Below are 12,330 nucleotides of genomic sequence, written 5' to 3'. Positions count from 1 at the left end.
ATCCGTTGCAGACCCAAGGACACCTGTCCGAAATGCGATCCCGTACGTGATCGACCAGCGCCATCAGGAGGATCCGCCATGGCGGTACCCGAGACGACCGACGAGCAGCGCGCCGAGCAGATACTCGACGTGTTCGACACCGCGTTCGGAGAGCTGCTCGCGGCCGACCCCGCCGCCTTCCAGGTCAAGTTCCGGAAGATGGCGGCCTCGGCCTTCGCCTTCTACCGGGGCACCGCCTGCCTCTTCTACTCCGACCTGGAGCGCGACCGGCACGGCGGCCCGTACCTGGACGAGCAGACGGGCCGGGTGTGGATCCACGGCGACCTGCACGCCGAGAACTTCGGCACGTACATGGACTCCAACGGCCGGCTCGTCTTCAACGTCAACGACTTCGACGAGGCCTACGTCGGCCCCTTCACCTGGGACCTGAAGCGCTTCGCCGCCTCCGTCGCCCTGATCGGCTACACCAAGGCCCTCGGCGACGCGCAGATCAGCGAGCTGGTGCGGATCTACGCGGGCGCCTACCGCGAGCGCATCCACCACCTGGCGACCGGGGCCAAGCACGAGGAGGTCCCCTCCTTCACATTGGACACCGCCGAGGGCGCGCTGCTCTCCGCCCTGCGCTCGGCGCGCTCCCGCACCCGTTTCTCCCTGCTGGACTCGATGACGGAGATCCGCGACCACGAGCGCCGCTTCACCGACGGCGGGGGCGCGATCGAGCTGGACGCGGCCACCCGGTACAAGGTGCTGGCCGCCTTCGACGGGTACCTGGAGACCCTGCCCGAGGAGTCCCTGGTCCGCCCGGACTCCTACCGGGTCAAGGACGTCGTGGGCCGCCGGGGCGTGGGCATCGGCTCGGCCGGCCTGCCCTCGTACAACATCCTGCTGGAGGGCCACAGCGACGCCCTGGAGAACGACGTCGTGATCTACCTCAAGCAGGCGCAGACCCCGGCCGTGTCCCGGCACATCACCGACCGGGCGGTGCGCGAGTACTTCGAGCACGAGGGCCACCGCACGGTGATCTCGCAGCGCGCCCTCCAGGCGCACGCCGACCCGTGGCTGGGCTGGACGGAGCTGGACGGGGCCGGGCAGCTGGTCGCGGAGGTCTCCCCGTACGCGGTGGACCTGGACTGGTCCGACCTGGACGACCCGGAGGAGATCGCGGCGGTCGTCGCGGACCTGGGCCGGGCCACGGCCACCATGCACGCGGCGGCCGACGCCGCGGAGAGCGGCCACTCCCTGGTCCCCTTCTCCACCGAGCGGGCCATCGACGCGGCGATCGCCGCCGACGAGGAGGGCTTCGCGACGCTCCTGGTGGACTTCGCGCACGCCTACGGGGCTCGGGCGCGGGCCGACCACCAGATCTTCGTGGACCTGTTCCGCAACGGCCGGATCATGCCGTAGGTCCGGTGCCGCGGCGGCCCCGGAGCCCTGGATTCACAGGGAGGCATGGCAGACTCGCGACGATGGACATATCAGGAGCAGGACCGAGGGCACTGCGGGCCGCGCTGTTCAGCGCGCTCGTCGTGCTGCTCTCGGCCGGCTCCCACGTGCTCCTGTCCCGGGTCCCGCTGCCGCCCCTGCTGGCCGCCGGGGCCTTCGCGGGGGTCTTCGCGATCGCGTTCGCGCTGGCGGGCCGCGAGCGCGGCTTCGGACCGATCGCCGGGCTGCTGGTCCCGCTGGAACTGGCCGCCGACACGGTCTTCACCGCCGGACAGCGCGTCTGCTACGGCCCCGCGGGCGGACCGGTCTCCGGGCCGCTGCACGCGCTGGGCCTGGACGGGCTGTGCGGCGGGACCCCGGTGGGCGGCTCGCTGACCACCGTGGCCGGCCCCGTCGGCGATCCCGCCGCCCTGCTGGCCGCCCCCGGTCCGTGGACGCCCTGGCTGCTGCTGGGCGGGCACGTCGGCATCGGGCTGCTGGCCGCCGCGTGGCTGCGGCACGGCGAGCGGGCCCTGGCCCGGCTGCTGCGGGCGGTGGCCGCCCTGGCGTTCCGGCCGCTGCTGCTGGCGGTCGCCCCGTTGGCGGCGGGTGCCGGGCCCGCCGGGCGGGCGCCGCGCCGGCCGTTCCCGGGCGCGGGTGCCCGTACCCGCTTCCCGGCGCATTCCGTGGGACGGAGGGGACCTCCCGTACGCGCGGCGCTCGCGAGCGCCTGACGTACGTACGGCAGTCCCCCCTCGTCCTTCCACGTCCCACGGAGATCATCATGAGTGCACGCAACAGCCAGCAGAACAAGGCCGCCGCCCGCGAGAAGCTGCGCATCGAGCGCGAGAAGCAGGCCAAGAAGGACAAGGCGCGCCGCCAGGCGTTCGTGGCCGCCGGGATCGTCGGCGTCCTGGCCCTGGCCGCGGGCGTCGGCTACCTGGTCGTCAAGGGCAACGAGCCCGGCTACTGGGAGAAGGCCGCCGACGCCACCCTGGTCAAGCCGAAGAACACCGAGGGCGCGGACGGTCTGACCGTCGTCGTCGGCAAGCCCGAGGCCAAGAAGACCCTGGAGATCTACGAGGACTCCCGCTGCCCGGCGTGCGCCGCCTTCGAGCAGTCGTCCGGCGAGCAGGTCAAGAAGGACGTCGACGCGGGCAAGTACAAGCTCCGGTACTTCGGTGCCACCTTCATCGACAACGCGTCCAAGGGCGAGGGCTCGAAGAACGCGCTGAGCGCGCTGGGCGCGGCGCTGAACGTCAGCCCGCAGGCCTTCCTCGACTACAAGGCCGCGCTGTACTCCAAGGACCTGCACCCCGACGAGAGCGTCGACAGCTTCGCCAAGGACGACTACCTGATCAAGGTCGCGGACACGGTTCCGGCACTCAAGGGCAACGCCGAGTTCAAGAAGGCCGTCGAGGACGGTACGTACGACCGGTGGGCGATGGACATGTCGAAGGCCTTCAACAAGTCCGGGGTGACGGGCACCCCGACGCTGAAGATGGACGGCAAGAAGATCGACACCCCGGCGACGCCGGAGGCGTTCACGGCCGCGATCGACAAGGCCCTGGCCGGCTGATCCGTCCGCATCCGGCCGCAATTGTGCGGACAACGGGTGGGTGAACTCCCAGAGTTCGCCCACCCGTTCCCTTTCCGAGACTGTTCCTGGCTGAATACCGATCAGTAATATGATCGCCCGTGACCAGTCATCTCACCCCCTCCGCCGACGGCGCCGCCACGGCCGCCCGCCCGGCACATCCGCGCCGCCGTTCGGTCGTCCTGGCCGCCGCCGCCACGGCCGCGCTCGCGCCGATCACCGCGCTCGGCGCCCCGGCCGCCCACGCGGCCGGATCCACCCCCGCCTTCCTGCACGGCGTCGCCTCGGGCGACCCGCTGCCCGACGGGATCCTGCTGTGGACCCGCGTCACCCCGACCGCGGAGGCCGTCCCCGCCTCCGGCCTCGGCCCGGACACCGCCGTGGGCTGGGAGGTGGCCGAGGACAAGGCCTTCTCCCGGATCGTCGCGAGCGGTTCCGTCACCGCCAGTGCCGCCACCGACCACACCGTCAAGGCCGACGTGCGCGGACTGCGCCCGCAGACCCCGTACTGGTACCGGTTCACCGCCGGCGCCACGGTCTCCCCGGCCGGACGGACCCTGACCGCCCCGGCCGCCGACACCCGCACCCCCGGCGTGCGCTTCGGCGTGGTGTCCTGCGCCAACTGGGAGTCCGGGTACTTCTCGGCGTACCGGCACCTGGCCGCCCGCACCGACCTGCACGCGATCCTGCACCTCGGGGACTACATCTACGAGTACGCCACGGGGGCGTACCCGGAGCCCAAGTACGTCGTGCGCCCGCACGAGCCCCGGAACGAGATCCTCTCGCTGGCCGACTACCGCACCCGGCACGGCAAGTACAAGACGGACGCCGACCTCCAGGCCCTGCACGCGGCGCACCCGATCGTCGCCATCTGGGACGACCACGAGTTCGCCAACGACGCCTGGTCCGGCGGCGCGGAGAACCACACCCCCGCCACCGAGGGCGACTGGGCGGCCCGCGCGGCCGCCGCCAAGCAGGCCTACTTCGAGTGGATGCCCGTACGCCCCTCCATCGCGGGCACCGTCTACCGGCGGCTGCGGTTCGGCACCCTCGCCGACCTGCACCTGCTGGACCTGCGCAGCTTCCGTTCGCAGCAGACGAAGGCCGGCAGCGGCTCGGTGGACGACCCCGAGCGCACCATCACCGGACGGGCGCAGCTGGACTGGCTCAAGGCGGGCCTGGCCTCCTCGAACGCGACCTGGCAGCTGGTGGGCACCTCGGTGATGATCTCGCCGGTGGCCTTCGGCGCGCTGCCCGCGCACCTGCTGAAGCCGCTCACCAAGCTGCTCGGCCTGCCCGAGGGCGGAATAGCGATCAATGTGGATCAGTGGGACGGCTACACGGACGACCGCAAGGAACTCCTGGGCCACTTGAAGGACCGGAACATCAAGAACACGGTGTTCCTGACCGGCGACATCCACATGGCATGGGCGAACGAACTCCCGGTGGAGAAGGCGACGTACCCGGGCTCGGGCACGGCGGCGACCGAGTTCGTGGTGACCTCGGTGACCTCCGACAACCTCGACGACATGCTGCACGTCCTGCCGGACACGCTCTCGCTGGTCGCGGAATCGGCCATCAAGGCCGCGAACTGGCACGTCAAGTGGCTGGACATGGACGCCCACGGATACGGCGTCCTGGACGTGACGGCCGAGCGCTCGCAGATGGACTACTACGTGGTTTCGGACAAGCGGCGGCAGGACGCGACCTCCTCCTGGGAGCGCTCGTACCGCACGCTGAACGGCACGCAGAAGGTGGAGCGGGCCGACCGCCCGGTTTCCTGACAGACCGTCAAATCTGCTGTCGGTAGGGGTTTCTGGTGCAGACCAGGGGCCCCTACCGCACCATCGGCAACAAATCTTTAACCTCCGGGTACTTGCCAATTGAATGACATGCACACGTAAGCTTCCGGCCAGCGTGAGGAAATACCTCACCCCCCACCACGCTTCGCGAGGAGTCAACGTGCGCGCTGTTGCCCGCATATCCCCCCTGCTCCGCCGCCGCCTCATGGGCACGGCCGTCCTGGCCTCCACCCTGGCCTTCGCCCCGCTGACGGCCCCGACCACGGTCGCCGCCGCCGCTGCGAAGACCCCCGCCGAGGTCTGTGCCGAGCAGGGCTCCGCCCCTGCCAACGCCCGTGTGGCGCGGCCCAAGGACCACCACGCGGCCGATCCCAACGAGATCAGCGACGCCCAGGTCAAGTCCATGGACGCCGACCTGAAGAAGAAGCTCGCCCAGCTCCAGCTCTCCCCGCAGCAGAGCGAGGGCATGCGCGCCGGCGCCGCGGCCGCCGTCACGACCATCCCGGTCTACGTGCACGTCATCACCTCCGGCAGCACCGGCAAGCTGACGGCCACCCAGATCAACAACCAGATCTCGGTCCTCAACGCGGCCTACGCGGGCCAGGGCACCGGCAACGTCAACTCCGGCTTCCAGTTCAGCCTGGCCGGGACCGACTACACCGACAACTCGACCTGGTACAACGTCTCGGACGGCACCAAGGCCGAGAAGGACATGAAGAACGCCCTGCGCAAGGGCGGCAAGAACGCGCTCAACCTCTACACCGCCAACCTCGGCGGCGGGCTCCTCGGCTGGGCGACCTTCCCCAGCTCCTACAACTCGGCGCCCAAGATGGACGGCGTCGTCATCCTCAACTCCTCGGTGCCCGGCGGCTCCGCCACCAACTACAACGAGGGCGACACCGCCACCCACGAGGTCGGCCACTGGATGGGTCTGTACCACACCTTCCAGGGCGGCTGCACGGGCAGCGGCGACTCGGTCTCCGACACCCCGGCCGAGTCCAGCGCCGCCTTCGAGTGCCCGACCGGGCGCGACACCTGCACCGCGCCGGGCGCCGACCCGATCCACAACTTCATGGACTACACGTACGACTCCTGCATGTACCAGTTCACGGCCGGCCAGGTGTCGCGCATGAAGAGCATGTGGACGGCCTACCGCGCCTGACCCGCGGCCGGTCTTCCCCGCTCCGTCCGCTCCATCCGCTCCACCGCGCCTCCCGCGCAACCGGCAGGGCCCCCGGCGTCACCGCCGGGGGCCCTGCCTCCGTCCGTCCCGCGGGCCCGCTCCCTACAGGCTGTCGAGGAAGCCGAGCGCGACCTTCCAGGTCTCCTCCGCCGCCTCCGCGTCGTAGTCGTCCAGGTCCGGGTCCGTGAACAGGTGACCGGCCCCGGGATAGGTGTGCACCTCCACGTCCGCTCCGGCCCGCCGCATCCGCAGGTACCAGGCGGTCAGCCAGTCGTGCGGCTCGAAGGGGTCCGGGTCGGCGACGTGCAGCTGCACCGGCAGCTCGTCGGCCGACGCGTCCTCGTCCAGGTCCGCCGTGCCGTGCAGGAGCAGCAGTCCGCGCGCCTTGTCGTCGGCCAGCGCCAGGTGCTGGGCGACGGAGCCGCCGTAGGAGAAGCCGGCGTAGACCAGACCCTGGTCGGAGTACGGCGCCACGGCCAGGACCGCCCGCTTGAGCAGCTCGTCGCGGCCGACCTCGTCCTGGTGGGCCATCCCCTCCTCGACCGTCGCGAACGTACGCCCCTCGAAGAGGTCGGGCACCTGGACCTGGTGTCCGGCCGCGCGCAGCCGGTCGGCCGCCGCGTGCACCGCGGGCCGCAGCCCGTACGTCGAGTGGAAGAGCACGATGTTCATGCCTCCCATCGTGCCATTCGCGGCGAAGGGGGGAGTCGCGGGACCCGTCGCGGTTAGGTTCTGGGTATGGAGATGGAGAACGTCCTGCGTCCCGTCGTGGCCCTGGCCGCCGTGCTGGTCCTCACCCTGCTCGCCGGGTGGCTGCTGGACCTGATGCTGCGCAAGGCGGACGCCCGGCACACCGAGACCCCGTTGTGGGGGCTGCTGCGCCGCTGCGTCCCGCCCTTCCGGCTGGTCCTGGCCACGGGCCTGCTGCAGGCCTCGTACCGGCGGGCGGGCGTCTTCCCCGCCCACCGGGCCGCCGTCGGGCACGTCCTGGCCCTGCTGATGATCGCCTCGACCGCCTGGCTCCTCGTCCGGATCGCCACGGCGGTCGTGGACTCCGTCTACTCCCGCTACGCCGCCTCCGCCCCGGACTCCGCCCGGGTCCGCCGCGTCCGCACCCAGGTCACCCTGATCCAGCGGGTGCTCGTCGCCGTGGCGGTGGTGGTCTCGGTCGCCGCGATGCTGCTGACCTTCCCCGCCATGAGGGTGGCCGGCGCCTCGATGCTGGCCTCGGCCGGCGTCCTCGGCATCGTGGCCGGCATCGCCGCCCAGTCCACCCTCGGCAACCTCTTCGCCGGACTCCAGATCGCCTTCGGCGACACCGTGCGCATCGGGGACACCGTGGTCGTGGACAAGGAGTGGGGCACGGTCGAGGAGATCACCCTGACCTTCCTCGTCGTCCGCACCTGGGACGAACGCCGCATCACGATGCCGGTCTCGTACTTCACGAGCAAGCCCTACGAGAACTGGTCGCGCGGCGGCGCCGAGATCACCGGCACCGTCCTCTTCCACCTCGACCACGCGGCGCCGGTAGCCCTGATGCGGGACAAGCTCGCGGAGCTCCTCAAGGACATCCCCGAATGGGACGGCCGCACCGGTTCCCTGGCCGTCACCGACACCACCCCGAACACCATCGTGGTGCGCGCCGTCGTCACGGCGAAGAACGCCGACGAGGTGTGGACCTTGCGCTGCGCGGTGCGCGAGCAGCTGGTCGCCTGGCTGTCCGCCCAGCACCCGTACGCCTTCCCCCGCGTCACGACCTCGGAGAGCGACCCCCGCCCTTAGGGGGTGTCTCTTCCGGGACGACCCGGGCCGGTGCGGGGCGGAGCGGTCAGAACGTCAGGCGCAGCAGCGCGCCGCCGCCGGGTGCGGGCTGCGCCGTCAGCTCCGCCGCGTGCGCCCGCGCGATCTGCCGGGCCATCGCCAGCCCCAGCCCCGAGCCCGGCAGGGCGCGGGCGGTCCCGGCCCGGTAGAAGCGGTCGAAGACGTACGGCAGGTCCTCCGGGGCGATGCCAGGACCGTGGTCGCGGACCGTCAGCTCGGGGGCACCGCCGTCGTGCACCGTCAGCTCCACCTCCACCGGCAGCCCCGGCGGGCTGAACTTCGCCGCGTTGTCCAGCAGGTTCCCCACCAGCCGGCTCAGCCGCGCCGGCACCCCCGGCACCACCGCCTCGGCCGTCTCGACACGGAACTCCACCGCGGGCCAGTGCGCCCCCGCCACCTCCGCGCAGTGCCGCACGAGGAGGTCCAGCCGCACCTGTTCCACCAACGGCGTCGGCTCCTCGTCCCGCGCGAGCTCGATCAGGTCGTTCACCAGCCCCGTCACCTCCCGCAGCTGGCGCCCCAGCGCAGCCGCCGCCCGTTCGCGCTGGGCGGTGGTCAGCCGGTCGGCGCGGGCCAGCAGTTCCGCGTTGGTCCGCAGCGCCGTCAGCGGGGTCCGCAGCTCGTGCGAGGCGTCCGCGACCAGCCGCCGCTGCGCGGTGACGGACTGCTCCAGTTCCCCGAGCATCGTGTTGAAGCTCCCGGCCAGCCGCGTGATCTCGTCCTCCCGCCCCGGCGGCGGCAGCTCGATGCGGTACCGCGGATCCCGGGTCGCGGCGATCCGCTCGGCCATGGCGGTCAGCCGGGTCACCGGGGCGAGGCCGGTCCGGGAGACCCAGCGGCCGAGTACGGCGGCCAGCAGCACCCCCGCCACCGCCGTCAGGACGAGCCACCAGACGGCCTCCTGCGAACCGCCCTCGACGCTGTCGGCCCGCAGCGCCACCTGGAGGGCCCGCCCCTCGGCGTAATCGGTGGTGAGCATCCGCGCGGGGTGCCCGTCCACCGTGATGTTCGAGAAGTACGGGGCCCGCGTGCCGGCGGCGACCTGCCGCGCGGCCGGGGCCACGGGCAGCAGCCCCGGCGCCGACGGGTCCCGGTCCGGGTCGGCGGGCACCACCTCCGCGCACGCGGGGGCGGCCAGGAAGCGGCACTCCCCCGCCAGCGTGCCGGGGACCTCGTCGGGATTGCGCTGCGCGGCGAGCCGGGCGGACTGGGTCAGGTTGAGATCGAGCTGCCAGTACAGCGCGTCCCGTACGACGAAGAACGCGGTCACGCACATCACGACGGCCACCAGGGCCACGGCCGCGGTGACGGACAGCGCCAGCCGGGTCCGCAGCGGCCCCCGCCTGCGCCAGAACGCGGCGCTCCGCCGCCGGTCACCGCGTTTCACGCCGTGTCCAGCCGGTAGCCGACCCCGTGCACGGTGTGGACCAGCCGGGGCTCGCCGCCGGCCTCCAGTTTCCGGCGCAGGTAGCCGACGTACACGGCGAGCGAGTTGGAGTCCGGCCCGAAGTCCTGCCCCCACACCAGTTCGAGGATCAGCTCGCGCGGAAGCACCTGCCCGGGGTGGCGCAGGAGCAGTTCCAGCAGCGCGGCCTCGGTCCGGCTGAACTCCAGCGGCCGCCCGCCCCGCCGGCCGGTCCGGGTCCCGGGGTCCAGAACGAGGTCGTCGAAGCCCAGCGGGGCGGCGCCCGGGGGCTCGGGGGCGGCCCGCCGCAGCAGGGCCCGCACCCGCGCGACCAGCTCGTCCAGCGCGAACGGTTTGACGAGGTAGTCGTCGGCCCCGGCCTCCAGCCCGTCGACGCGTTCGCTGACGGAGTCCAGCGCGGTCAGGATGAGCACGGGCGTGCGGTCACCCATCGCCCGCAGCTGCCGGCACACCCCCAGCCCGTCGAGCACCGGCATCAGCACGTCCAGGACGACCGCGTCCGGCTCCCAGCGCGCCACCTCGGACAGAGCGGCCAGCCCGTCCGCCGCTCCCCGCACCTCGAACCCCTCGATGGCCAGGCCGTCCTCCACGGCGGCCCGCACCTCGGGCTCGTCGTCGACCACCAGAATCCGCTGCCTCATAGGACAAAGACTGCCAAAGGCGTCGACGAGAACCTCTTAGAACGTTCTTAGGACGCACCGCGAGTGTGCGTCCATGACCACTCGACACACACCGGCGGCACTCTCCGTCGTGATCGGCGCGGGCGGCACCGGCGGCCACATCTACCCGGGGCTCGCCCTCGCCGAGGCGCTGCGCGCGGCCGTCCCGCGGGCCGTGATCTCGTTCGTCGGGACCGAACGGGGCCTGGAGACCGAGCTGATACCGGGCGCCGGCTACCGCCTGCACACCGTTGACATGATCCCCTTCGACCCTGCGCTGGGCGCGAAGCGCTACCTGCTGCCCGCCGCGCTGCTGCGCTCGGCCCACCAGGCCCGTGCGGTGATCCAGGCGCAGGGCGCGCACGCGGTCGTCGGCATGGGCGGCTATCCGAGCGCGCCGGCGGTGCTCGGCGCCCGGCTGGCCGGGCTGCCGGCCGTGATCCACGAGTCGAACGCGGTGCCCGGCCGGGCCAACCGGTTCGCGGCCCGGCTCACCCCGCACGTCGCGGTGGCCTTCGACCGCAGCCGCTCCCGCCTGGCGGGCGGGGCGAGGGCGCTGACCACCGGCATGCCGATCTCCGCGGCGCTGGCGGGGCTCGCGGACCTCCCCGGCCCGCGGCGGGCGGAGCTGCGCGCCGAGGCCCGGCTCGCGCTGGGCGTCCCCCCTGGGCGACGGCTGGTGGTCTTCAACGGGGGCAGCCTGGGCGCCGTACGCCTCACCGGGGCGGCCGTCGCCCTGGCCGGGCTCTGGCAGGGGCGGGACGACGTACAGCTGCTGATCAAGACGGGCCCGGCGGCGCTGCCCGACACGGAGGCGGACCTCACCGCGACCGGCGGCCGTCGGATCGCCCGGGCCGTGCCGTACCTGGACCGCATGGACCTCGTCTACGCGGCCGCCGACCTGGTGGTGTGCCGGGCGGGCTCCGCGACGGTGGCCGAGCTCGCGGCGACCGGGGTCCCGGCCGTGCTCGTGCCCTACCCGCACGCCCCGGGCGACCACCAGACGCACAACGCCCGGGTCCTGTCCGACGCGGGCGCGGGGCTGCTGCTGTCCGACGCGGAGGCCACCGCCGAACGCCTCGCCGAGCTCATCGGCCCGCTGCTGGCCGACCCGGCCCGGCTGGCGTCGATGGCGGGCGCCGCCGACCCCGGCCCGCACGCGCGGGCCGCCGAACTGCTGGCCACGGAGGTCCTCCGCGTGGCCGGCCTCTCCCTTCCCACCCTGGAGCACGCATGATCACGAACTGGACCGGCCGCACCGTCCTCGTCACCGGGGCCGAGGGGTTCATCGGCTCGACGCTGGTGGACCTGCTGGTGGCGCGGGGCGCCCGGGTCCGCGCCTTCGTGCACTACAAGCCGTACGCCGAGAAGGGCCACCTGGCCCGCTACCTCGCCGACCCCGACGGCCCGGTGGAGATGTGGGCGGGCGACGTCCGCGACGCGGGCCGGGTCAGCGACGCGGTGGCCGGGTGCGACACCGTCTTCCACCTCGCGGCACTGATCGGGATCCCGTACAGCTACGCCTCGCCGGGCGCGTACGTGCAGACGAACGTCACCGGTACGGAGAACATGGCGGAGGCCTGCCGCCGCCACGGGGTGCGCCGCCTGGTCCACACCTCCACGAGCGAGGTCTACGGCACGGCCCTCACGGCGCCCATCACGGAGGAGCACCCGCTCCAGCCGCAGTCCCCGTACTCCGCTTCGAAGATCGGCGCGGACATGATGGCGCTCTCCTTCCACCACGCCTTCGAACTGCCGGTGACGGTGGTGCGCCCCTTCAACACCTACGGCCCGCGCCAGTCGGCGCGCGCGGTGATCCCGACGATCCTGGCCCAGCTGCACTCGGGCGCCCGTGAGGTGCGCCTCGGCTCCCTGTCCCCCACCCGGGACTTCACGTACGTGACGGACACGGCCGAGGGCTTCCTCGCGGTGGCGGAGTGCGACCGGGCGCTGGGCCAGGTGGTCAACCTCGGCTCCGGCCAGGAGATATCCGTCGGCGACCTGGCGCAGGCGCTGATCGCGGCCTCGGGCCGGGACGCCGAGGTGGTCGTGGACCCGTCCCGGCTGCGCCCCTCGGGCAGCGAGGTCCAGCGCCTCCTCTCGGACAACTCCCGCGCCCGCGCGTGGGCCGGCTGGAAGCCGGAGGTCTCCCTGACGGAGGGCCTGCGCCGCACCTCCGACTGGATCGCGGCGAACCTGCACCTCTTCGCCCCGGACCGCTACCAGGTCTAGGCCGTCTCCTGCGGATCCCGCCCGCCCCGGTCCCGCCCGCCCCGGTCCCGCCCGCCCCGGTCCCGGCCGTCACCGGGGCCGGGGGGGGGCCGGTTTGTCGGTGGCACCCCCCAGCCCCCCCCCCCCCCACGGACCCCTCCGGACGTACACATCGGGGGGGTGCAGCACACCATCCACGATTCCCCGGT

At 72.8% G+C, this 12,330-nt stretch carries 11 protein-coding genes; 8 read left to right on the top strand and 3 right to left on the bottom strand.

The annotated features are described in order from the left end of the window. The first annotated feature begins 78 nt into the window (after nt 1-78). The 5 genes from ACZ5D2_RS28435 (at nt 79) to ACZ5D2_RS28415 (ending at nt 5,983) form a co-directional block, all read left to right on the top strand. Nucleotides 79-1,404 (top strand): DUF2252 domain-containing protein, encoded by a 1,326-nt coding sequence (locus tag ACZ5D2_RS28435; RefSeq protein ID WP_371678947.1) that lies wholly within the window; start codon nt 79-81, stop codon nt 1,402-1,404. Between the two features lie 62 nt (nt 1,405-1,466). After that, nucleotides 1,467-2,156 carry a hypothetical protein gene (locus ACZ5D2_RS28430; protein ID WP_371678946.1) on the top strand — a complete coding sequence of 230 codons (690 nt, stop codon included), beginning with the start codon at nt 1,467-1,469 and terminating at the stop codon, nt 2,154-2,156. A gap of 50 nt (nt 2,157-2,206) precedes the next feature. Continuing rightward, complete coding sequence (locus tag ACZ5D2_RS28425; RefSeq protein ID WP_371678945.1) at nt 2,207-3,001, top strand: DsbA family protein; 795 nt, start codon at nt 2,207-2,209, stop codon at nt 2,999-3,001. A gap of 119 nt (nt 3,002-3,120) precedes the next feature. Beyond that, complete coding sequence (locus ACZ5D2_RS28420) at nt 3,121-4,803, top strand: alkaline phosphatase D family protein (protein WP_371678944.1); 1,683 nt, start codon at nt 3,121-3,123, stop codon at nt 4,801-4,803. A gap of 223 nt (nt 4,804-5,026) precedes the next feature. Next, nucleotides 5,027-5,983: a zinc metalloprotease gene (locus tag ACZ5D2_RS28415; RefSeq protein WP_371681301.1), complete on the top strand. Its 957-nt coding sequence runs from the start codon at nt 5,027-5,029 to the stop codon at nt 5,981-5,983. A 123-nt stretch (nt 5,984-6,106) separates the two neighbouring features. Here the strand turns inward: ACZ5D2_RS28415 and ACZ5D2_RS28410 are convergent, their stop codons facing one another. Further along, nucleotides 6,107-6,685 (bottom strand): dienelactone hydrolase family protein, encoded by a 579-nt coding sequence (locus ACZ5D2_RS28410; protein WP_078950219.1) that lies wholly within the window; start codon nt 6,683-6,685, stop codon nt 6,107-6,109. 63 nt (nt 6,686-6,748) lie between these two features. Here ACZ5D2_RS28410 and ACZ5D2_RS28405 point away from each other — a divergent pair, with 63 nt between their 5' ends. Further along, nucleotides 6,749-7,786 (top strand): mechanosensitive ion channel family protein, encoded by a 1,038-nt coding sequence (locus ACZ5D2_RS28405; RefSeq protein WP_371681300.1) that lies wholly within the window; start codon nt 6,749-6,751, stop codon nt 7,784-7,786. A gap of 46 nt (nt 7,787-7,832) precedes the next feature. On the opposite strand, the gene ACZ5D2_RS28400 is transcribed toward ACZ5D2_RS28405, so the two are convergent. Both ACZ5D2_RS28400 and ACZ5D2_RS28395 read right to left on the bottom strand, forming a co-directional pair. After that, nucleotides 7,833-9,212 carry a sensor histidine kinase gene (locus ACZ5D2_RS28400; RefSeq protein WP_468933152.1) on the bottom strand — a complete coding sequence of 460 codons (1,380 nt, stop codon included), beginning with the start codon at nt 9,210-9,212 and terminating at the stop codon, nt 7,833-7,835. Beyond that, nucleotides 9,209-9,892 (bottom strand): response regulator transcription factor, encoded by a 684-nt coding sequence (locus ACZ5D2_RS28395; protein WP_371678942.1) that lies wholly within the window; start codon nt 9,890-9,892, stop codon nt 9,209-9,211. The genes ACZ5D2_RS28400 and ACZ5D2_RS28395 overlap by 4 nt, the downstream gene beginning before the upstream one ends. A gap of 73 nt (nt 9,893-9,965) precedes the next feature. Between ACZ5D2_RS28395 and ACZ5D2_RS28390 the strand changes: the two genes are divergently transcribed. Both ACZ5D2_RS28390 and ACZ5D2_RS28385 read left to right on the top strand, forming a co-directional pair. After that, a complete protein-coding gene (locus ACZ5D2_RS28390) occupies nt 9,966-11,147 on the top strand; it encodes a UDP-N-acetylglucosamine--N-acetylmuramyl-(pentapeptide) pyrophosphoryl-undecaprenol N-acetylglucosamine transferase (RefSeq protein ID WP_371678941.1) in 1,182 nt (393 codons plus the stop codon). Then, nucleotides 11,144-12,142: an SDR family NAD(P)-dependent oxidoreductase gene (locus ACZ5D2_RS28385; protein WP_371678940.1), complete on the top strand. Its 999-nt coding sequence runs from the start codon at nt 11,144-11,146 to the stop codon at nt 12,140-12,142. Before ACZ5D2_RS28390 ends, ACZ5D2_RS28385 begins: the two co-directional genes overlap by 4 nt. Nucleotides 12,143-12,330: the final 188 nt, after the last annotated feature.

It is taken from the genome of Streptomyces sp. NPDC031479, assembly GCF_055581065.1.
The sequence above is the reverse complement of the archived record's forward strand: the minus strand, read 5'-3'. Positions and strand labels throughout refer to the sequence as shown.

What these genes read in the sequence shown, in the direction of transcription:
- ACZ5D2_RS28435 (WP_371678947.1), top strand. Translation starts at nt 79, where the DNA reads ATGGCGGTACCCGAGACGACCGACGAGCAGCGCGCCGAGCAGATACTC.
- ACZ5D2_RS28430 (WP_371678946.1), top strand. Translation starts at nt 1,467, where the DNA reads ATGGACATATCAGGAGCAGGACCGAGGGCACTGCGGGCCGCGCTGTTC.
- ACZ5D2_RS28425 (WP_371678945.1), top strand. Translation starts at nt 2,207, where the DNA reads ATGAGTGCACGCAACAGCCAGCAGAACAAGGCCGCCGCCCGCGAGAAG.
- ACZ5D2_RS28415 (WP_371681301.1), top strand. Translation starts at nt 5,027, where the DNA reads ATGGGCACGGCCGTCCTGGCCTCCACCCTGGCCTTCGCCCCGCTGACG.
- ACZ5D2_RS28410 (WP_078950219.1), bottom strand. Translation starts at nt 6,685, where the DNA reads ATGGGAGGCATGAACATCGTGCTCTTCCACTCGACGTACGGGCTGCGG.
- ACZ5D2_RS28405 (WP_371681300.1), top strand. Translation starts at nt 6,749, where the DNA reads ATGGAGAACGTCCTGCGTCCCGTCGTGGCCCTGGCCGCCGTGCTGGTC.
- ACZ5D2_RS28395 (WP_371678942.1), bottom strand. Translation starts at nt 9,892, where the DNA reads ATGAGGCAGCGGATTCTGGTGGTCGACGACGAGCCCGAGGTGCGGGCC.
- ACZ5D2_RS28390 (WP_371678941.1), top strand. Translation starts at nt 9,966, where the DNA reads ATGACCACTCGACACACACCGGCGGCACTCTCCGTCGTGATCGGCGCG.
- ACZ5D2_RS28385 (WP_371678940.1), top strand. Translation starts at nt 11,144, where the DNA reads ATGATCACGAACTGGACCGGCCGCACCGTCCTCGTCACCGGGGCCGAG.